This window comes from Streptomyces broussonetiae (genome assembly GCF_009796285.1).
Taxonomy (GTDB): domain Bacteria; phylum Actinomycetota; class Actinomycetes; order Streptomycetales; family Streptomycetaceae; genus Streptomyces; species Streptomyces broussonetiae.
The window spans coordinates 9,394,278-9,414,457 of record NZ_CP047020.1 but is presented as its reverse complement, the minus strand read 5'-3'; the positions used below and the strand labels follow the sequence as shown (position 1 = coordinate 9,414,457).

The following is a 20,180-nucleotide window of genomic DNA, read 5'->3' as shown; positions in this document are numbered from 1 at the left end:
TTAGGTCGCACAGTCCTGCTTCACATGAGCCGCCGTTCTCACGAGAGGAACGATGTGTGATGCCCGGGATGTCCAGGAGGGCCCTGTTCGCAGGGTCGGCCGTAGGGGTGGCGGCCGCGATGCTGCCCGCGCCGCCAGCCACGGCCGTGTCGGCAGCCGCCGCGCCGAAGCCGGCGAAGGCGCGGCCGAAGGCGACGACCGGCTGCGCCAGCTACCGCGCCGAGTACCACCACACGGTCCCCGACGGCTGGAAGAACGACCCGCAGCGGCCGGTGTGGATCGACGGCAAGTACCACTACTACTACCTGTACAACGCGGACTACTTCACCGGAGTCGTCGGCACGGCCTGGCGCCTGGCCACCAGCACCGACCTGGTGACCTTCCAGGACGGCGGCGTCGCCGTACCCAAGGACACGACCCCCAACGGCGACGTCTGGTCGGGCTCGGCGGTGGTCGACACGGACAACACCGCGGGATTCGGGGCGGGCACGGTCGTCGTCATCGCCACCATGTCGCCCGGCGGCGGCACGGACCACCAGGAGCAGTTCCTGTACTACTCCACCGACCGGGGCCGTACCTTCACCAACTACGGCACCGATCCGGTGCTGCCCAACCCGGGCGTCACCGACTTCCGCGACCCCAAGGTGATACGCGACGAGGAGCGCGGCCGCTGGGTGATGGCCCTCGCCGAGGGCACCAAGGTGGGCTTCTACCACTCCGACGACCTGAAGAAGTGGACCTCCGTCAGTGACTTCGTCAAGGAGGGGCTCGGCGCGCTGGAGTGCCCGGACCTGTTCCGGATCACCAGCGCGGACGGCACCGCGAAGTGGGTGCTCGGGGTGAGCGCCAACGGAAAGGGCTCGGGGCTGCCGAACACATACGCCTACTGGACCGGCAGCTTCGACGGCAGCACGTTCACCGCCGACGCCACCGACCCGCAGTGGCTCGACCACGGCTTCGACTGGTACGGCGCCGTCACCTTCGAGAAGCACCTCGCCGACGGCTCGCCCGACCCCGCCACCCGGTACGCGATGGGCTGGCTGAACAACTGGGACTACGCCAACACCACGCCCACCATCGACTGCGACGGCTTCAACGGCACCGACTCGATCGTCCGCGAGGTCACGCTGAAGCGGACAGTCTCCGGCGCGTACTACCTCGCCTCAGAACCCGTCGCCGACCTGGACGACCACGTCTCGCGCACGGTGAACCTCGGCGACATCGAGGTCGACGGCAGCCGCGTACTGGACTACACCGGCACCGCCTATGAGCTGACCTGCCGGATCACCTGGAACCAACTCACCGGCGCGGGCCTGCAACTGCGCCGCTCCGCCGACGGCAGCCGGCACATCGACGCCGGCATCTACAGCGACTTCGCGTTCCTCAACCGGCGCGGCGCCGTCAACCCCGACACCTCCGGCAAGTGGCAGGAGAGCCACACACCGTTCGACCCGTCCGCGGGTACGGTGACGCTGCGGATCCTGGTGGACCGTACGTCCGTCGAGATGTTCGTGGACGACGGACGGTACGTGCATTCCACGGAGGCGTTCCCCTATCTCGTGGACACCGGACTGACGCTGTTCACCGTCGGCGGTACGGCCGTCTTCCGGGACGTGGTGATACGGGAGTTCACCATGTGAGGCAGCCGACTCCCCACCCGGGCACAGGTTGTGTGAATGCCGCGGCCGAGCGCGCACCCCTGGGAGCAGGGAGACGACATGCCGGTGCCCGAGGCGCCGGCGAGCGCCCTGGGCAGCGAACCTGGCAGATCGCGCCAGGGTGAGCAGGTGCGGTACTTCCACGCGATGGCTTCCAGAATCCGGCGGTGGTCGGCCCACTGTCTTCCACGGACCGGATCAGCCGGCATCAGCGGCTCGATCCGGTCCCACATCCCGGCCAACGAGGAGAGCCTGCGGGCACGAGCGGCAGGGCTGCCCTCCGAACTGGCCGGCCGGTACTACCTGGCCGGGTTCGTCGGCCCGGAGCTGCCGGACGTGCTCGCGCTGGCCGGCGTGGTGATCTCCCGCAGTGGTGCGGGGACGCTGGCGGAGCTGACAGCGCTGGGCAAACCCGCGGTGTTCGTACCGCTGGCCTCATCGGCAGCGGTGATCATGGACTCGTTGGCAGGTTCGCCTTCCACTTCCCGATCAGCCCGGCCGAGCGGACTTTCAGCTCTGCGCCGCCGCGGTGGGCCAGGACGAGTTCGGCGAACGGGCTGCGGCAGTAGTTGCCGAGGCAGACGGTCAGGACCTTGTGCATGATGCGGCTCCCAGGTCTTGAGGACTTCGTCGGGCGCCGTAGCGACCTGGTCGATGTCGGTCTCGGTCAAGTGCTGGTGGAACGGCAGCGTCAGGATCTCCCCGGCCGCCTGAGGTGGCGGGCAGAACGCGCCACCACTGGGCGAACGCCGGCTGGAGGTGGTGGGGCGGGCAGTGGACGCCAACGCCGATACCGCGGGCCTTCATCCGCGCGTGGACGCCGTCTCGGTTGGGGATGTGGACCTGGCACAGGTGCGGCACGGAGCGGTCGGGGCCGACGTCGACCATCGTCACGCCGTCGAGGCCGGCCAGGGCGCGCTGTTATGCGCGCCACAGCACGCGGCGGCGGTCTCTGTCTGCTCGAAGTGGCCGAGCTGGGCGAGACCGACGGCGGCATTGATGCCGGACATCTGGTAGCGCAGTCCGGAGCCCTCCACGCGGTAGCTGGTGGTGTTGGCGCGTCCGGTCTGGGGCTGGACCACGCCGAGCATCCGGATCCGGCGGATCGTGCCGGCCTCGGCGTGGGTGCGCGGTATGACGATGCCGCCCTGGCCGCAGGTGAGGTTCTTGAGCGGGCCGAAGGAGAAGCAGGTCAGATCTCCGGTCGCTCCGACACGGCCGGCGCCCTTGCGGGAGCCGAAGGCGTGCGCGGCGACTTCGATGATGGCGATGCAGCCAATTCCTTGCCGACGTGGGAGAGGTCGACGGCCCGTCCGCCGAACAGGATGGGGAGCACGGCGGCCGTCTTGTCCGTGATGGCATCCATGACGAGCTGGACGGTCACGCACAGTGTGGCCGGGTCGATGTCCACGAACCCCGACCGCACTCCCCTGGCCAGGCATGGTCGGGGTCGGCGGCAGCGTGGTTGGATCTCCGTAGTGATCGGATACCCAGGTGCCAACGATGATCGTCAGTTTTAGACATCACGGGCTCCCAGACGAACCGCCGTCAGCAAACCACCGCCAGGAGTCCCCTGGGCCCTGGCCCAGGGGTCTGCGTGGTCAGCGTCGGTAGTACGGCAGCGACGAGCCGGACGCGGTCGCGAGTACGGCTTCCGTGCCGAGGCTGTTGCCGCTGTCCTGGTACAGGGTCAGTTCGCCGTCGGACCAGCGGACCACGAGGTCCGACTCGTTGGTCCCGGCGAAGTCGGCGGACGTGAGGGATGTGGCGTGTGTCCAGGTGGAGTTGGCAGGATTGAGCCGGACCTCGCTGTGGAGACCGGTGGAGTTGATGTTCTTGTAGAGCGTGGTCTCGCCGTCGGACCAGCGCACGATCAGGTCGTCGGGCCAGTGGTCGTCGGTGGTGTACCGGCCCGCCGTCATGCCGACCTCGTGCTGCCACAGCGTGCCCGGCTTGACGAGTGTGATCTGACTGTGCAGGCCGTGCGCGTCGACGTCGGGGAAGAGGGTGAGGCTGCCGTCGCTCCAGCGCACCAGCAGGTCGTAGGTGTTGGTGCCCGTGAAGTCGCCGTGCCTGCCGTATCGACCGAGACGACGAGAGTTCCGGCCAGCGCGGTGATCGCGCCTACGGCGGCCATGAGAAGGGCACCGCGCCGACTCGCGCGGTGCCCGGCAGTTCTGCTCACTTTTAGGCTGAATTCCCCCCACTTGGCGTGGCTCCCCGCCACGCAGGCGATAGGACTGGCAGAGAGTACGGCACTGTTGCTCGGCGATCGAACCACAGGGCGAATTCGCCTGGGTGATCAGCCAGCGGCCGGTGCCGGATCTCGGACGCACAGTGGGATCGAGGTGAGACGGCACACGCGAAGGCCTGCTGCTGGAGCCATGGGCGTGCCGCGCGCGTGCATGGTCCGCCCCCCGGCAACGCGAGCCGTTCAGTGGACCGTTCGCAGCGAGAGCGGAGAGTCGAGCAGGTAGGACGACCATCAGCCGCGCCGCAGGGCGCGACTTCCAAGAGGCCTGCCGGGACTCGCGCACGGACTGGGCTGGGCTGGTCCGGACGTCAGCCGTTTCATTCGAACTCCGCTGCCACAGCCGGGGCGAAAGCCGTTCCGGCTGTGGCAGCTCCGGCCTGCTGATGGGATCACGAGTCGACGTACAGCACACCGCGAGCGGTGCAGATCGCGGAGGCGCTGTCGCTCATCGCCGCTGCTGCGCAGCCAGTCCACCGCGGACGGCGCAGTTGGCCGGGTCAGCTGAGTGTCAGGGCGCTGTCGTCGATGACGAATGAGGTCTGGGCGGAACTGTCCTCGGCGCCGGTGAAGGTGATGGTGACGGTTTGCCCTGCGAGGGAGGACAGGTCGAAGGTCTTCTGGCTGTAGCCGGTGGCGGCGTTGAGGTTGGAGTAGGTCGCCAGAGTGGTGCCGCCGGCTTTGAGGGTGAGCGTGTCGTATGCGGTGGAGGTCGTCGTCTCGGCGGTGTCGATGTGCAGGTAGAGGCTGAGGGTGGCCTTGCAGCCGGAGGGGATGGTCACGGACTGCGAGAGGGTGTCGGTGTGGGAGCTGCCGTAGCCGTCCAGCCAGGCGTTCCAGGTACCACTGTGCGGGGGCTCGCCCTGTGAGCCGTACTGGCCGATGACACCGGAGCTGGCGGACCACACTGTGTTGCCGGACTCGAAGCCGGGGTTGCCGAGCTTCTGGCCGGTGGTGGTGCAGGTGCCGCCACCGGCCGGGTTGACGGTCCAGGTGAAGGTGGTGGAGCCGGTGGCGCTCGTGTCGTCGGTCGCGGTGGCGGTCACGTGGTACGTGCCGGCGGCGGTGGGTGTGCCGGAGATCAGGCCGCCGGTGGAGGCTATGGTCAGGCCGGGCGGCAGGCCGTTCGCGCTGTAGGTGAGCTTGGCGGACGAGGAGGAGTCGGTCGCCGCGATCTGCAGGCTCGCCGCGGTGCCGACGGTGCCGGTCCGGTCACCGGGGTTGGTGACGGTTACGGTGTTGCCGCCGGGCTGACCACTGCCGATCGGCAGGCCACCGGTCGGTGCGTACATCGACACGTCGAAGGTGCTGCCGCTGGGGGCGTGGGCGATGGGGATGACGGTGACGGCGTTGCCGCCGGACAGGACGGACGTCGATATGTAGTCGCCGAACATCCGGCCCTGCGTGGTGTTCGGCAGCCAGGCCAGGGTCATGGGGCCGGCGAGCTGGGCCGGCGTCGTCCACGTGCTCCCGCCGTCGGCGGAGGAGACGTAGCCGGCATTGAGCTGGCAGGTGGTGTCCGTGCAGGAGGCGTTCGGGTAGTAGTAGTACGTCAGCGCGATGCGGGCGGTGGTGCCGGAGCTGCTGGGGTCCACGCCAATACCCGGCACGAAATGATCGGCGGAGCTGTTGGCCGCGTCGATCGGCACACGGGCCGGTGAGCTCCATGAGCTGCCGTTCGTCGAGGTCGACATGATGATGTCGTTGCTGGTGCAGCTCGTACGGAAGCGGCAGTCGGACCAGACCACGTAGACCCGACCGGAGGCGTCGATCTCGGCGGACGGCAGCGGTCCCTCGCGCAGCGTGTCCAGCCGCGACATGTCGGCGGCATCGTCTTCCAGGCCGGCCACCGGGTGGTGCGACACGGTGGCGATCTGAACGCTGGAGCCCCAACTGCCGCCGCCGTTGGCAGAGGTGAAGGCGCGTTCGCTGTCTTCGCTGGCGGAGGAGAACGGTACGACGACGGTGCCGTTGGGCTGCACGACCGGCTGCCCGCCGAGCCCGCTCGGGCTGTCGGCCGGGCTCTGCTGCGCGCCCCAGGTCGCGCCGCCGTCGGTCGAGGTCTTCATGTGCTCGGCGTCGCCGGCGTTGGCGTCGTCGTATTCGGTGTAGCAGTGGCCGTAGTACGGGCTGGCGGGGTGGTTGTCGCAGACCGTCCAGTTCTTGTCGTCGAAGGTGCCGGTGGAGACGGTGACCGGGGCGCTCCAGCTGTGGCCGCCATCCGTGGAGCGGCTGACGTCTACATCGACGTTGTTTCCGGAGCCGATGCCCAGCCACGAGACCATCCATACACCGTCCTTGGCGTCGTAGGCCACGGACGCGTCGCTGGCGGCGGAGTACGGGCCGCCGGTATTCGTGGTGGAGCCGGGCAGGAAGCCGTGCGTCCAGGTCTGCCCGCTGTCGGTGGAGGTCGACCACCCGATGTTGGACGCCCCGCCGCCTGAGACCCGCCCGACCTGGAAGGCGGCGATGACGGTGCTGCCGAAGCTGTAGGTGTCCGGCTCGACCTCGGTGGCGTGCTGGGCCTGCGAGTCGGAGTACGGGTCGCTGCTGACCTGGGCGAGGGCGGGGGCAGCGGCGTGGGGGGCAGCTAAGGCGGTGGCGGAGAGCGAGGGAGTGGCGAAGGCGGGAGCGGCGAACGCCATGGCCGCGGCCAGGACACCGATCAGTAGCGGTCTTCTTCCTCTTCCCGGTCTGGATCTGGACATGCTTCTCCTAGCTGTGTAAACGGGGATGCCGGATGCCGGTGATGCAGGACGGTGTGAATCCCGGTGCCACCGTCCTTCGTACGTCGGAGCCGCATCGGGTGAGAGCGCGGCATGGCACGCCTACGCCGGGTGGTGCCCGGACGTTCCGCGCGGCCTCGTCCCGCCGGCCGGCGGATGCGCGTCACTCCCGATCTGCCATGCGCTGCCGCGGCTGCGGCGTCGGTCCGCGTGAAGGGCGCGTTCCAAGCGGCGCTCTCATGCTCGGTGGCCGATCGCCTTCATCACGCTCCTGGCCGGCGCCCTCGGCCTCGTTCGTGCTGTCTCGCTGCTCCAGGTCGCTGCGCTGATCACGGCCGCCCTCCTGGTGACAGCGGCACAGCGGCGTCCTTGGTCGAGCGTGAAGCGTGGCACTGAACATCCCTTCAGGCAGCCGGGAATACCCGGAGGCGGGGGGTGAAGGACGTTCACGCAAGGTGCACGCGTGTTCTCAAGCCGGAGTCTGGACCCGTACATGACACCACGCAAGGGGCTGGCGCAAGAAAGCCCCCCAGGCCGGCCGGTGATCTCCTTCGCTCCACGCCGCTCTCGAGCTTCGGTTCGGCTCCATCGGCTCCAGCTCGTGCTGCCGAGCAGGGCTTCACCATCCCAAGCAGCCGGCTTCCAGGCACGCACCGGGTCGTGACTGGCGCGCCCGGGCACCATGCGGGTATGCAGCACCAAGGGAAACTGCGCGGATGGCGGCTGCGACCTGGTGGCGGTGTTGGCGTGGCCGGCGGCGTTGGGATGCACGAGCGTGGGCCGCCTAGCTAGTAGGACTCCTCGTCGACGTCCTCGCCCGGCAGGCACTCCAGGTGGCCCGCTCCCAGACGGAGACCGAAAGCCTCGCCCGCCTGGTCGCCGACGCACTGGCAGGCGGCACGATGGCCCCCGCCGAGCTGGTCGTCGCCCTGCGCCGGACCTTCGATCTGGAAGGCGTCGCCCGCCTCCGGCGGGCTGACGCCGGATGCGAGACACAGGCGGCAGCAGGCCTCACCCCGCCTGAGAACCCCGAGGACGCCCCTTTCAGCACCATGCCGGCCGACGGCCGGTGCCTGGCACTCGCTTGAGGCCGGCTCACCTCCGAAGGAAGCCCGACTCCTGCGCTTCTTCACCACCCAACTGCGCATCGGTCAGGAGAAGCGGCAACTGGACCGCATGCGTCACGGCCCCTCGACACCCGACGCACCCGCGTGAGGCGGTGGCCCACCCGGCCACGACACCACTCGGCGCCTGCCCGGCCACCGCTCGCGGACACCGGTCAATGCCCACGTGTCTGCCCCGCAGGCGGAGTGCCGGTACCCACTGCTCGTCGACCATGGTCATGCCCTGAAAGAGAGGGCGACTCCTCTGCCGCCCGGCGCTTCTCTTCAGAGGCCGCGACGATGAGGTGCGCGACATCAGCGGGGAGATCCAGGTTCCTTTCCAGCCACATGGCGCTCATCCCGCAGGTGTGGTTGGCCAGCACCCATGCGGCGTACAGGCGGTCGAGCGAGGGTGTGTCCGATGCCTTCAGGGCGGCGCGGACCGCCTCCTCGGGGAAGCCGTCCAGGGTGTGGGCAGCGAACCATGACGTGTCGACCGGCTCGACGGCCTGACCTCCTGGGCACCGCCGGAACGGCCGGACGAGAGCCTGCCTCACCCTCGTGCCGACAATCAGGGCGACAAAGGCGACGACCAGCACGAGAGCGGCCACGCCGACGCGATCGGTGAGGGGCAGCCTGGTCCACAGTGGCGGCAGAATGGCCATCGTGTGACCGCCGTGGCGCGGGTAGAACAGGTGCCTCATCCGGGCCTCCCATGAGTCCGGCGGGGACGGCCGACTCGACGCCGCTCGCTACCGCCGCCCGACCAGTGAGAGTACGGACGAGCGCTCGCCGAACGTGACCATGGCGTCGGCGAGTGCCAGGCTGCCGAGCGAGGCCAGGTAGTGGTGGCCGCACAGGAAGAGGTCCACCGTGTGCCTGTCGCCGGCCGGCAGAACGGCCTTGACCATCGGCGGGGCCAAGCAGCAGCAGGCGCGTTCGGGCCACACCCTCGCCTCGCCCAGCTCCCTTGCGCGGGGTGAGGCGACGGGTGCACGGCGCGTGGCGTCCAGCGCTCCATCCAGGACTTGCGAGTGCAACGACTCTCCGGCGGCGGAGCTGAGGAAGGCGTCCCCCGGGACGGCCAACACCGGGCAGACGGCGTGTGCGGCGCAGTAGCGGCGGGGTGAACGCTGGAACCAGCGCCACGGCCAGAGGCGCCGCAGCCCACACGGCGGGGCTTTCCCCACCACCAGCAGATCGTCGACCACGTCCGCGGTGGCCACGAGCACCTTGCCAGGCGAGCCCATGGAGGTGACCACCCGTACCCGCACGCCGTGCGGAATGCCGCCCACCGCTTGGGCGAAGGCTCGCCGCACCGCATCTCTCTCACGCTGCTCGCGGGCTTCCTTCAGCTGCTGCCAGGACGGCGAGGACGGATCCATCGGGGCAACCGCCGGATTGCCCGGCCACCCGAGCAGTTGCCCTCGCCATGTCGAGTAGGGGTGCGGCGGCGGCTTGTAGGCGCGTACGGCAACCAGTTCCCGACCCGCGAGTGCGGCCTGGGCGACGGCGACACGCAGCGCCGCCGATCCGGCCGGGGAGTCGTCCACTCCGACGATGACCCGCCCGGCAGCCGGCTTGGTCATGGCGGACCACCATCCCTCGACCACAGCGGATCACGACTCTGGCTTCCACCATCGGCGTCTTCCCTGAGGCCGTCCAGAGGCCGCTTGTCCTCGGGCCGGGGACGTACGGGGAATTCTCCAGGACCGTTCGGCCCTGAGGCAGGGGTGTTCAGGCCTGCGTCACGATCGTGAGCGACGAGGAGAAGGAAACGTTCGGTGTTGGACCGTTTCACTTCGTCGGCGGTGTTGAGGCTCGTCGTCCATGCACGCGTGTCGGACTTGCACAGCGCGGCGGGCAAGGCTCGGGTCACGTGGTCGTACGGCGTCCTCGGGCTCGCGCCTGATGTTTGGCGACCCGGCCCCGCTTCCCACCCTCGGACACATCCGCCTCATTCATCCGGGTATTTAACATTAGGGTTGCAATCGCCGCAGGTAGGTAGTGGCGGTTCTGGCCCGTGATGCCGCAGGCGGCGAGAGCGAGTAGAGAGAAGATCATGTTCATTAATGGAGAGTGGTACAACGAGAGTTTGGTTCACAAATGCACCCGGAGGTGGACCCGGAAGGAACCATCAGCGGAAAGTACGTAACCGCCGTAGGACACACCCCGGGGACGTACCTCCTCACTGGACTCCATGACGGGCCGACAAGCCCGGGGAACGGCATCGCCCTCGGCTGGACGGTTGCCTGGCGCAACGAGCACGGCACGCGCGCCATAGGGTGATCACGGAGTGCTCGCGCCCACGCAACGACAAGAGCAGCCATCGGTTGTCGCCACCCTGGGGGTGCCGGGGTTCGGCCGCCTGGACGACACCACGGATCCCGGTTCCGGACCGATTGTCCAGCTACCCGGAAGGCGGGCTCACGCAGGACTCCTCCACCTCGCGCACGCCACGGGCGCCCAGATGTTGCCCGTGGGCCAGGCGGAAGCCCGCGCACTGGCATGGCAGCCCCTTCGAACAGGTGGCCAGGCTGCTCACCGCCCCACTGCGCTTGGACAGCGAACATACCCGGGCCCAGGCTCGTGCCATGACGCACAGCGCGCTGCCCCAGGCCTGGCACGCCGCCGCCCGGCAGCTCGGCGCACCGGTGCTCCGCATCGGGCGCTGTAGGTCGGCCCTACCCACCGGAGCTGTCGCCAGCTCGCCATCAGGCAAGCCGGGGCCGGTCGGCCCCTGGCGGCGGGTCGGATGGCACGGGCCTTGCCGCAGGCGCCCAGGTCACCATGAAAGGCAGAGTCTCAAGGAGGTGGGTTCCATGGCGAACCTCGGAGTCGCGATCGTCCGGCAGTACCAGCGTGGTGTCGTGTTCCGCTTCGGGAAGCTGCGCAGTGTCCGGGACCCCGGAATCCGGTTCATGATCCCGTTGGCGGACCGGATGTGGAAGGTCACTCTGCGCACGGTCACCATGCCGATCCCGTCCCAGCAGGTCATCACCCGGGACAACGTGTCCATCGGAGTGGCCGCGGTCGCCTACTTCCGCCGCGTCGACCCAGTGAAGTCGATCGTCGAGATCGAGGACGTGTCGTCCGCGATGAGTCAGATCGCCCAGACCACCGTGCGCAACGTCGTCGGCCGTTCCCTGCTGGACCAGGTGCTCACCGACACGGAGACCCTCAACAGCCAGATCAAGGACATCCTCGACGGACTCACCCAGCAATGGGGCATCTACGTACTGCTGGTGGAGCTGAAGGACATCGAGCTGCCGGCCGGCATGCAGCGGGCCATGGCCCGCCAGGCCGAGGCCGAGCGCGAGAAGCGTGCCAAGATCATCGCTGCCGAGGGAGAGGCCCTGAGCGCCAACCGCCTCGCCGAGGCTGCCGACGTCATCAGTGACCACCCGATCGCCCTGCAACTGCGCAACCTGCAGATCCTCGCCGAGATCGCCGCGGAGAAGAACTCGACCATCGTCTTCCCTGCGCAGTTCCTCGAAAGCGTCCGGGCCCTGACCCGGTTTGTCGAAGGCGAAGCCGGAACGGGTGCGGCGTCTCGGCCCGAACTCCGAACACGCAGGGAACCGGTGAGAAGCGGCAGCTCTGTCCCAGTCTGAGCCGGGTGGGCCCCGAAGCACCAGGAAGCGGGGCTGCCGGAAGCAAGAGACCTCCGCATGCACGAAGGAAGGCCGAAGGCGTCATGGCCGAGACATCATGGACGACGACAGGCGTGTTCACGGGGCAGGGGGGCGTGCGGACCGACGAGGCCGGGATCGTCACCGGGGACCTGACTGTGCACACCACGTGGGACGGCAAACAGGCCGTTGTCAAGGTCCAGTACAGCGGCACCTCCCAGTGGTTCACGCTGACCGGAAGCCCGCTGTCCTGCCCCTCTCGGCAGGGCAGCCGCGACCTGCACCAAGCTGTGGTGGAAGCGGTGCGGGCCGGCGGCGGCACCACCGTTCCGCAGCACGACCAGCTGTTGGGTACGACCTTGGGCACAGGGCTGGAGAACCAGCATTGAGCCGCATCCCGGAAGCCCGCCTCACTCACGGGATCCGGGGTCGGCGTAGCGCAGTAGTACGCCCACACCCTCACCCAGCCTCAGCTCCTGCTCGGGCACCACGACCAGTTCGGCCCTCGTGCCGACGAGGGCGCGGGCAAGGGCCGTGTCGGCCCGTTCTTCACTGAGTTCCCGTACGCCGTAGGAGCGCAGCTCCTGTTCGGTCAGGGCGAGCTGGCCGGGCTCCGGACCGACCCACAGGCGCAACGGCGACTCGGGATGGTCGTTGAGGAAAAGAGTCTTGACCCGGCCGCGTTGCAGAGCCGACACGGCCGCGGCCAGGCCTTCCGCGGAGGCCCCGTCGCGGGCCCGCTCGGCGAGGAAGACGTCCAGCAGTGCCCGGTCGTGCGCGGCCATGCGCCCTGTGAAGAGGCTTGTGAGCCGCTGCTCCAGCAGTGCCCGCCCGGGCTCGGACTCACCGACGCCCTCCACGGTGATGGCCCGCCCGCGCAAGGCAGCCGGCAGCCGACGGATGAGGATGCCGCGGGCCCAGACGTCCCCGGCGACGACCACCGTCTCGATGTCGATACGCCGTGCGTGGCCTTCCAGCTCCCGGCCGACTTCCCCGGCGGCGCTGGTCCAGTCGCCCACCGGGATCTCCTCGTCCAGCCGGTGGCCCGGCGTGACCTTGGTCAGCGGCCACGTACCCACCTCGGCCTCGATCCGTACTGTGCCGGTGGCGTACGTCGAGTGACGGCCGCCGTAATGCACGTGCACGGCCAGGTACGGGATCCCGGGCGCGTGCTGGACGATCAGCGGCATGGTGTCCGGCAGGGCTCCGAAGTGCACGGTGTCCCGTGCGGGCGGTGCGGGCAGCTCGTCCAGCAGGGCCAGGTGTCCGTGAGCGGTGAACACGGCCTGACCATGCGTGCCGGGAACGTCCGCGTCGCTGCCCACGGTGCCCGCCACCGCGGTGATGGAGTCACCGTCCGCCCCCTCAGACGTCAGTGCGTCCCGAAGGTGCCGCCAGCGCAGTTGTACGGCAGCATCGGGATCCTCGATTGCGGCGTCACGGGACGTGTCCAGATAGACGGACGCGAAAGGGCCGGGCTGCTTGTAGAGAGGTTCCAGGAAGGAAAGCCTCATGACCACTCCCGAGTGGGCTGCCGACGCCGCGTGCCACCACGCCCGGGGATGCCGGCGTACCAGGACACGTTCCGGTTGGCGCCCGCGGCTCTGCCAACTCCAGGATGCGCCCGCCCGACGAGCCGCGCTTGCCCACCGCACGAGTCGCGGGCGTCTGACACCGACGGGCCCGGCAGCCCGCCGGAGTGCCCGAATGGCCCTTCTGCGCGCTCCATCTCCCGGGGCATCCTGAACGAAGTCAGGGAAGGACGGCAGGGAACGAGGTGAGTCACGATGAAGGCGCATGAAGATGACGTGCTGCGGCTCACCGGAAGAACCGTGGGAACCCCCGAACACCATGCCACCGTCACGAAAGTGCTCGGCCAGAACGGCGAACCTCCCTATCGGGTGCGCTACGAAGACGGTCACGAGACAGAGATCTTTCCCGGCCCGGGATGCGTGATCGAGACCCATCCGGCACATGAGTCCTCGTTCGGGCAGCCGCACCGGGAGAGGCAGTGACCGGGAAGACCGTAGGCGGGAACAGCTCCGCGCAGCCTGCATTCGGCGCCAGGCTGCCACCGCGCCGCGCAGCGCGAGGCGCGATCTCCACGGGGATGGACGACAGCAGAGACCGCAAGGACCAGCTCGTGCTATTGCCCGGGCTCGGCTGGCGGCGCATCGACACAATACGGGTCCGCCGTCTGTTCGGCTGACATGGCGGCCGGGCCTGCGGCTGCGGGCTCGAGAGCCACTTCCTCCATGACGGGGCCTGCTCCTTGAACGGCGTGTCAGGCCGCGCCCGGACGACGTCCCGGGTCGTGATCTCCTCGACGGTTCGGTGCTTCGTGGTGCCTCCCGCACAGGAGCCGCCCGCCTCGCGGAGGGGCCTCCCGCCCCGTGCAGCGGTGTGTCCGCACGGCAGGTTGGTACCGCACCATTCTGAGGAGACGGCCGCGATCATGCGAGCTGACCTCGCCGACCGACTCGTCATGGAGAGCCTGGCCACCGGCGCAGCCAACACGCAGGTGACACTCTCCGTCCTGCACGGACGCGTGGATGGCGTGGTTGAGCACGGGAACGGGGCTGCCGAAGCGGTGTCCTTGCGGATGGTTTCCCAGTGCATGAGTGTGCTCCTCCGCACGGCCTCAGATGTCCGGAGTCGCCGAGCCACACGTCGGGTTCACAGAGCCCGTGGCCGCCCGCTTCTCTCGCCCCGACACGAACTCGGCCGGACCGGCCTTTGCACTGCTGTGGGCCAACCGGTACGGACAACGGGGTCGGAAGGCCCTTGGTGAGAAACCTCCGTGCGGTGTTGGATGACGGCGGAAGCAGGACGAGGGGCATGGGCTGCTGGTGCGGACTCAGACCGCGACACCCCGCATGTGCCCTTGTCAGTACCGCCGGGTCACTTCCCGTCGCCGAAGTGGTAGGGCTGTTCGCACCACTCCACCCGACCATGAGACCGGTGAGGAGGAACCCACGGGGGAGGCGCAGTGTCCGGCGGGCGCCGTGATCCGTTGCGACATGGAGGAGATCCGCGGTTCTCGTGGCGGCGAACACCGACGTCCACATATGGGAGAAGCTGATGACTGATCCGATCATGGTCGGAGTCGACGGCTCCGGCCGCAGTCTGCGAGCTCTGGTGTGGGCCGCCCACGAGGCGGCGCTGCGTCACCGCGCCTTGCGCATCATCCACGTCCTGCCCCTGTTCCACTCCTATGCGACCAACGAGGCAGAGCGCATCGGGGAGAGGAACGAATGGGACCAGGGAGTGGCGACCGAGGCAACCGCCATCGTGCGGGAAGCCCATCCAGACCTTGAGGTGACATCCGCCCTCCCCTCGGGGAACCCGGCGGCGGTACTGCTGGCCGAAGCGGAGCACGCCCATACGGTGGTGCTCGGTGCCAAGGGCATGGGCAGCTTCGGAAGCCTGCTGATCGGTTCGGTCGCCACTCAGGTCGTCGGTCACGCGGCCAGTCCAGTGGTGATCGTCAACCACGTCCCCACCGGGCACGGTCGCATCGTCGTCGGCGCCGACGGGTCGGCATACTCCCGGGCGGCCCTGGCCTACGCCTTCGAGCAGGCGTCGCTGCGCGGCGCCCCGTTGCACGCCCTGCATGCCTGGAGCCATCCAGGGCCCCACGCCCATGTCAGCGCGGCCCAGGACGCCCTGGCCAAGGAGCAACGGCAGACGCTGGAGGAGTGGCTGGCTCCGCTGCGCCACGAGTACCCCGAAGTCAAGGTGGTGGAACAACTGCCCGACGAACCACCGGTCATCGCGCTGTCCCGGGCCTCGGACCGCGCCGATCTCCTGGTCGTCGGCTCGCGTGGACTCGGCGGTTTCCACGGACTGGCCCTCGGCTCCGTCAGCCACCACCTCCTGCAGTTCTCCCAATGCCCCCTGGCAGTCATCGCCCACGGACCTGAGGTCCCCACCTGACCATCGCATGCCAACTGGATCGTCCCTCGGCGCCGCCCGCGGCGATCCCGACAATCCTCGTCGATGAGCGGGAACACGTGGCCCCCGTACTGGTTCCGCTCCACCATTGCTCCTGCAACAGGCCGGACCACCCCTGCTCCGTGTGCCTGACGACGGTCGCACCCGGCCCGGCCCGCGGTCACGCCGACCTGATCCGTCGCATCACGGCTTCGTGCGCTGCCTCGGTCACGGACACCTCCGTACCATGCCGTCACCTGCGTGGGTGGTGAACCACGGCGTCGACGAGCGGGAGGCTCGTTCGGCGTCAGGTACGGGGCGGGTCAGGAAGGGCATGGGGCGGCCGGCACCCCGTGCGGGCCGTTCGGCCCACGACAAAGGTCAATGCGCGGCACACTATGTAGGCAAAAGATAAGCCCTTTGCCCAATGCGATAGGGGCGCAACGGGTTCGGGATGACACGGGAGGTGTCTGACGTGGCCGAACGCATATTCCCGGGTATTGAGGAACACCCGGACATCGTGGCACTGCGCGCCAGCTCCGAGCGGGCGACGACGACAGTGGCAGCGCAGATCATGGAGGGACTGGCCTTGCTGGCTGGTCTGTATCTGGCGGCGTCGGCGTGGATCATGGGTTTCCACACGACCCTCCCGACACTCTCTGTCACCAACCTGATCGCCGGCCTGGCGTACGCGTTCCTCATGGGCGGTGGCTTCGGCTCCGCCTACGAGCGCACCCACGCGATGTGCTGGGCAGCGGCCGGAATCGGCGTGTGGACCGTCATCGCCCCGTTCGTCGTGTCCGGTGCCAGGGCTTCGCATCCGGCCTCGGTGATCATCAGCAACACGGTGATCGGCGGCCTGGCCGTCGCCTTCGCGGCGGGCACAGGGTTGCTGGCGCTGAGGGTCAAGCGCCGGTCGTGACGTCCCTCCCGCAATCGTGGTGGGACCAAGTCGGTTCGCTCGGGCCCACCACGCGCGAAGCGGGCATCACCTGCCCAACGCGATCACCGAAGGGCTGCGTAACTGGGTCTCCAGCAGCTCCCTTACCCGGCCGGCTCCGGGGCATCCAGCGCAGGCGATCACCGGGACGTCGTCAGTCGCGGAAGCCGGGCTGTTACAAGAGGCTGACCGGCTGTGCCCGCAGCGTCGTTGACCGGCGTCTGCACCAAGTGGCGGTCGGGCACACCACGGACAACGCTGCGTAGGACACGTCCGCGCCAGGCCTCTGTGCTGCCACGACTGGATCAACGAGCCGTGCGGGGCAGCCGGTGTGCGCCGGATGGGCGGACGTGCCCATGGCGGCCCGCGCATGCATCAAGGCTCAGACGCACGGTCTGCGGGCGGCGCGTAGCGCCGTGCGGCGCCGCCGATGTCGGCTTACGGTCGTGGAAGGGGACTCAACAACCATTCCATCTCAGCGCCTCGAGGGCAGGCGAGACTCATGACACCTCCCGGCATGCGCGTGGTCGTCGTCGGGGCCACCGGAAACCTCGGCACCAGTGTTGTCCAGACACTGCGCGCGGAACCCCTGATCGACTCGATTCTGGGATTGGCCCGCCGCCTTCCGCAGTGGTCTCCGGCGAAGACCGAGTGGGCGAGCGCGGACGTCGCGGAAGACAGCACCGACCTGGCCGGTCACTTCGCCGGCGCGGACGCCGTCATCCACCTGGCGTGGCTGTTCCAGCCCACGCATCACCCGGTGACGACATGGCGCACGAATGTCCAGGGCAGCATCCGGGTCTTCGACGCCGCGGCCGCGGCCGACGTCCCCGCGCTGATCTACGCGTCCTTCGTCGGGGCCTACTCACCCGGGCCCAAGGACCGGGCTGTGGACGAGTTCTGGCCCACCGACGGCTGGCCGGAGTCGCCGCTGTGCCAGGAGAAGGCCTACGTCGAGCGCGTCCTCGACGCCTTCGAACTCCAGCACCCTGGGGTCCGCGTGGTGCGGATGCGGCCGGGCTTCATGTTCAAGCGGGAAGCCGCGTGCGAGCAGCACCGTTTGTTCCGCGGCCCGCTGGTGCCCAAGCATCTGACTCACCCGGAGCGCATGCCCGCGATCCCGAACATCCCCGGCATGCGCTACCAGGCCCTGCACACCGACGACGCGGCCGAGGCCTTCTACCAGGCCACCGTGCGCACGGTGCACGGAGCCTTCAACCTGGCCGCCGAGCCCGTAGTGGACGCGGCCATGCTGGCCAAGATGTTCGACGCACGGGCCGTTCCGGTGCCGGGTCGGCCGGTTCGGGCCGTGGTCTCGGCCGCCTGGCGAGCGCATCTGCTGCGTACTCCCCCGTCCCTGTTCGACGCCGTCCTGCACTTCCCGATCATGGACACGACGCGGGCCCAGCACGAACTGGACTGGACGCCCCGGTACACCGTCCAGGAGGCTCTGCAGGAGTGGCTGAACGGTCTCCACGAGGACGCGGGCCTGCCCACCCCGCCGCTGGCCGGTGAACCAGGACTGCGCCGGTGAGGCCGGCACCAGGGCTGTCGCCCGACCGTGAAGCCGCACCCGGCTCAGGTACCGGGCAGCAACATCGATTCCTCGCCGCAGGTCACGGCAGGCAGGCTGGCTGTCAGGCCGTGTGCTAGGCCGTCAGGCTCACTCCAGTGACGGGGCCATCTTGGGAGGTATGTGGTGACCGGTTCGCCGGATGCCCGGCCGATCGTGGTGGGCATCGACCCGGATCCCACGAAGCAGCTGGCGCCGGCCTGGGCAGCCGACGAGGCCGACCGGCGCAGGCTGCCGCTGCTCCTGGTGCACGCGCGAGAGGCACCGCCCTCCAAATACCGGACGGCGGAACTGACACCGGCGTGGGAGACGTGGGACGAGGCCCTGCGTACGCTCGGCACACACGCCCTTGAGCAGGCCGAGGCGTTCGTCAGGGACCGACAGCCCGAGGTCGCGGTGTCGGTCCTGCTCGTGCAAGGCGATGCGGCTTCGGTACTGCGCGGGCAGGCGCAGGAGGCCGCCGCGGTCGTACTCGGCTCCCGGCACCTGACAGCCGTACAGGAACTCGCCCGCTCCCCCTCGGTGGCAGTGCCGGTCATCGCCCACGCCGATTGCCCCGTGATCGTCGTGCGCGAAGTCGAACACGTCTCGCAGCAGCCCTCGTTCCTCGTGGTGGGCGTGGACGGCAGCCCGGACTCGAAGACGGCTGTCGACTACGCGTACGAGGAGGCGGCTTCGCGCGGCGCGGGGCTACGGGCGCTGCACGTATGGCGCCCTCCGCTCCTCGGTGCCCTGGACGAGCAGGCCGCGCAGCGGGAGTGCCGCAGGCTGCTCTCGGAGACGGTGGCCGGCCACGGCTCCGCCTACCCGGATGTGGAGCTTCACCACGAGGTTGTGCGCGGCCACCCGGTGAAAGTGCTGACCGAAGCGTCCGCACATGCGCTGGGCCTTGTGGTGGGATCCCGGGGCCTGGGAGGTTTCACAGGCTTGCTGCTCGGGTCCGTCAGCCAGGGCGTGCTGCATCACGCCCTGTGCCCGGTCGCGGTCGTTCCGCATCCGCAACACTGAACGCGGCGGCCGAGGCCACCGGCCGACAGCGGGCGGCGCTACGTCCGGGCCGTCCCTCAACTGCGTATGAAGCGGCCGGCCAGGACGAGGAACAGCAGCATGACGATGAACACGATGGTGAGGAAGGCGGCGACATGCGCCCAGCGGGCTCCTTCCCGCTCATCGGGTGGTGTCCGGGCTGCGTCCCAGGTACGTAGTCGGCTGCCGTGACACGCCGGGCAGGGCCGGTCCGGAAACGGGATGCGCACGTTGCGGCTCTCCAGACCGCCGGTGGGGAATGCGTCGCGGATGGCCGGCGAGGTGGGGGTGAGCCCGTGCAGGTAGACGGCGGTGCGCTGCCGGTCGAGGATCGCCGCGTGTTCGTCTTCGGGGTCGGCCAGCGCCGCCACGACCTGGGCGGTGGCCAGGGCAACGAGCTGGATGTCGAGCCGGGTGCCCCGGGCCGCCTGCGCATCGGCCGCCCCGTTCCGGAACTCGGCCGCACATTCGTAGCAGGGCGTTCGACGGCCGGGCAGCACCCAGAGGATCTCACCGACCTCGGCATCACGGACCCGCGCGTCCACCCACACCGCCGGGTACACGGCGGGCTTGCGGGCCGCGAGCGCTACGGCGTTGACACGGCGCTGGCACGCGGCGGAGTCTGTCGCTGCCACCACCACGTCGGCCTGCTCGGCCAGCCACAGCTGCTCACCGACCGGAAGCTTCAGGAAGTCGGCATCCACGCCGGTGGCCTCGCACGGCGGGAACTCCCGGCGGATCCTGCCCGCCAGCCCCGAGGCCTTCGGCTGTCCCAGGGCCGGGGCGCCGAGCGGGTGGCGAACCAGGTTCTCCACCTCCAGGATGTCGGGATCGACCAGGTGGAGGGGACTGAACCCGAGCCGCGCCAGTTCCTCGGCCAGGAACCCACCTACCGCACCCGTACCCACGATCAGGACCGCTCCCGTGCGCCGCCGGTGCCGCGCCCAGACACGGTCCTGCCAAGCAGGTTCGGTCAATCGAAGGTCCAGCGCGCCACCCGGACCGGCTTCGGCCGGTCCTGCGGGTCCTCACCAGAACTCTCCTCCGGCTTCAGCTCGCCGGTGGATGCGTCGAGGAACCACTGCCGCTGGTTCTCACGTGCCTGCTGCGGCGTCAGGTGTGTCTCCGGCAGGATCTCCGGTGCTGCCCCCACGGCAATCCCTTCTTCCCGTCCTGTGCGAACGCGAACGTCTTCTCCCCACTCACCTCCACGAGATGAGCGGGGCAGCATCATCTCTCCCTTTCCACGCTATGGCGCCCACGGGCTGCCTGCACCTCGGGATGCAAGGCCTGCGGACCAGGGCACCTCGCACCCGCCCTCCGGAAAGTGTCCAAGTG

General features: G+C 69.2%; 20 protein-coding genes and 2 pseudogenes. 11 read left to right on the top strand and 11 right to left on the bottom strand.

Annotated elements, in window-relative coordinates:
- The first annotated feature begins 59 nt into the window (after positions 1–59).
- Positions 60–1,640, top strand: a complete 1,581-nt coding sequence (locus tag GQF42_RS43010; protein WP_158929138.1) for a glycoside hydrolase family 32 protein — start codon at positions 60–62, stop codon at positions 1,638–1,640.
- A 122-nt stretch (positions 1,641–1,762) separates the two neighbouring features.
- Here GQF42_RS43010 and GQF42_RS43005 read toward each other — a convergent pair.
- Positions 1,763–1,891 (bottom strand): annotated as a pseudogene (locus GQF42_RS43005) (transposase); the annotation flags it as partial.
- Position 1,892: 1 nt separating this feature from the next.
- On the opposite strand from GQF42_RS43005, the pseudogene GQF42_RS43000 reads away from it, so the two are divergent.
- Positions 1,893–2,102: pseudogene (locus tag GQF42_RS43000) on the top strand (glycosyltransferase); the annotation flags it as partial.
- 7 nt (positions 2,103–2,109) lie between these two features.
- On the opposite strand, the gene GQF42_RS42995 reads toward GQF42_RS43000, so the two are convergent.
- The 5 genes from GQF42_RS42995 to GQF42_RS42980 all read right to left on the bottom strand — a co-directional run bounded on the left by GQF42_RS42995 (position 2,110) and on the right by GQF42_RS42980 (position 6,617).
- A complete protein-coding gene (locus GQF42_RS42995; protein WP_158931288.1) occupies positions 2,110–2,259 on the bottom strand; it encodes an arsenate-mycothiol transferase ArsC in 150 nt (49 codons plus the stop codon).
- Positions 2,260–2,548: 289 nt separating this feature from the next.
- Positions 2,549–2,920 (bottom strand): DegT/DnrJ/EryC1/StrS family aminotransferase, encoded by a 372-nt coding sequence (locus GQF42_RS42990; RefSeq protein WP_267906193.1) that lies wholly within the window; start codon positions 2,918–2,920, stop codon positions 2,549–2,551.
- On the bottom strand, positions 2,851–3,069 hold the full coding sequence (locus tag GQF42_RS47085) for a DegT/DnrJ/EryC1/StrS family aminotransferase (RefSeq protein WP_267906166.1): 219 nt from the start codon (positions 3,067–3,069) through the stop codon (positions 2,851–2,853). The genes GQF42_RS42990 and GQF42_RS47085 overlap by 70 nt, the downstream gene beginning before the upstream one ends.
- Positions 3,070–3,259: 190 nt before the next feature.
- Entirely contained in the window at positions 3,260–3,691 is a 432-nt protein-coding gene (locus GQF42_RS42985) for a hypothetical protein (protein ID WP_158929136.1), read from the bottom strand.
- Positions 3,692–4,409: 718 nt separating this feature from the next.
- Positions 4,410–6,617: a putative Ig domain-containing protein gene (locus GQF42_RS42980; protein WP_158929134.1), complete on the bottom strand. Its 2,208-nt coding sequence runs from the start codon at positions 6,615–6,617 to the stop codon at positions 4,410–4,412.
- Between the two features lie 851 nt (positions 6,618–7,468).
- Between GQF42_RS42980 and GQF42_RS42975 the strand changes: the two genes are divergently transcribed.
- A complete protein-coding gene (locus GQF42_RS42975) occupies positions 7,469–7,723 on the top strand; it encodes a hypothetical protein (RefSeq protein ID WP_158929132.1) in 255 nt (84 codons plus the stop codon).
- Positions 7,724–7,914: 191 nt separating this feature from the next.
- Here the strand turns inward: GQF42_RS42975 and GQF42_RS42970 are convergent, their stop codons facing one another.
- Both GQF42_RS42970 and GQF42_RS42965 read right to left on the bottom strand, forming a co-directional pair.
- Positions 7,915–8,403 carry a hypothetical protein gene (locus GQF42_RS42970; protein ID WP_158929130.1) on the bottom strand — a complete coding sequence of 163 codons (489 nt, stop codon included), beginning with the start codon at positions 8,401–8,403 and terminating at the stop codon, positions 7,915–7,917.
- An 87-nt stretch (positions 8,404–8,490) separates the two neighbouring features.
- Positions 8,491–9,327 (bottom strand): universal stress protein, encoded by an 837-nt coding sequence (locus GQF42_RS42965; RefSeq protein WP_158929128.1) that lies wholly within the window; start codon positions 9,325–9,327, stop codon positions 8,491–8,493.
- Between the two features lie 490 nt (positions 9,328–9,817).
- On the opposite strand from GQF42_RS42965, the gene GQF42_RS47910 reads away from it, so the two are divergent.
- The 3 genes from GQF42_RS47910 (at position 9,818) to GQF42_RS42950 (ending at position 11,759) form a co-directional block, all read left to right on the top strand.
- Complete coding sequence (locus GQF42_RS47910) at positions 9,818–10,027, top strand: avidin/streptavidin family protein (protein WP_376002527.1); 210 nt, start codon at positions 9,818–9,820, stop codon at positions 10,025–10,027.
- A gap of 533 nt (positions 10,028–10,560) precedes the next feature.
- Entirely contained in the window at positions 10,561–11,352 is a 792-nt protein-coding gene (locus GQF42_RS42955) for a slipin family protein (RefSeq protein ID WP_158929124.1), read from the top strand.
- A gap of 83 nt (positions 11,353–11,435) precedes the next feature.
- On the top strand, positions 11,436–11,759 hold the full coding sequence (locus tag GQF42_RS42950) for a hypothetical protein (RefSeq protein ID WP_158929122.1): 324 nt from the start codon (positions 11,436–11,438) through the stop codon (positions 11,757–11,759).
- Positions 11,760–11,780: 21 nt separating this feature from the next.
- Here GQF42_RS42950 and GQF42_RS42945 read toward each other — a convergent pair whose 3' ends face one another.
- A complete protein-coding gene (locus GQF42_RS42945) occupies positions 11,781–12,884 on the bottom strand; it encodes a baeRF2 domain-containing protein (protein ID WP_158929120.1) in 1,104 nt (367 codons plus the stop codon).
- 273 nt (positions 12,885–13,157) lie between these two features.
- On the opposite strand from GQF42_RS42945, the gene GQF42_RS42940 reads away from it, so the two are divergent.
- From GQF42_RS42940 to GQF42_RS42920, 5 genes are all read left to right on the top strand, one after another.
- Positions 13,158–13,385, top strand: a complete 228-nt coding sequence (locus GQF42_RS42940; protein ID WP_158929118.1) for a DUF1918 domain-containing protein — start codon at positions 13,158–13,160, stop codon at positions 13,383–13,385.
- Positions 13,386–14,451: 1,066 nt separating this feature from the next.
- Complete coding sequence (locus tag GQF42_RS42935; RefSeq protein WP_158929116.1) at positions 14,452–15,306, top strand: universal stress protein; 855 nt, start codon at positions 14,452–14,454, stop codon at positions 15,304–15,306.
- A 472-nt stretch (positions 15,307–15,778) separates the two neighbouring features.
- The gene (locus tag GQF42_RS42930; RefSeq protein ID WP_233273696.1) at positions 15,779–16,225 is read left to right on the top strand and encodes an SPW repeat domain-containing protein; all 447 of its coding nucleotides are present in this window, start codon (positions 15,779–15,781) and stop codon (positions 16,223–16,225) included.
- Between the two features lie 520 nt (positions 16,226–16,745).
- On the top strand, positions 16,746–17,777 hold the full coding sequence (locus GQF42_RS42925) for an NAD-dependent epimerase/dehydratase family protein (protein WP_199272993.1): 1,032 nt from the start codon (positions 16,746–16,748) through the stop codon (positions 17,775–17,777).
- Between the two features lie 165 nt (positions 17,778–17,942).
- Positions 17,943–18,824 (top strand): universal stress protein, encoded by an 882-nt coding sequence (locus tag GQF42_RS42920; RefSeq protein WP_158929109.1) that lies wholly within the window; start codon positions 17,943–17,945, stop codon positions 18,822–18,824.
- 56 nt (positions 18,825–18,880) lie between these two features.
- On the opposite strand, the gene GQF42_RS42915 is transcribed toward GQF42_RS42920, so the two are convergent.
- Entirely contained in the window at positions 18,881–19,819 is a 939-nt protein-coding gene (locus GQF42_RS42915) for a ThiF family adenylyltransferase (RefSeq protein WP_158929107.1), read from the bottom strand.
- Positions 19,816–19,995: a hypothetical protein gene (locus GQF42_RS42910; RefSeq protein ID WP_158929105.1), complete on the bottom strand. Its 180-nt coding sequence runs from the start codon at positions 19,993–19,995 to the stop codon at positions 19,816–19,818. The genes GQF42_RS42915 and GQF42_RS42910 overlap by 4 nt, the downstream gene beginning before the upstream one ends.
- Positions 19,996–20,180: the final 185 nt, after the last annotated feature.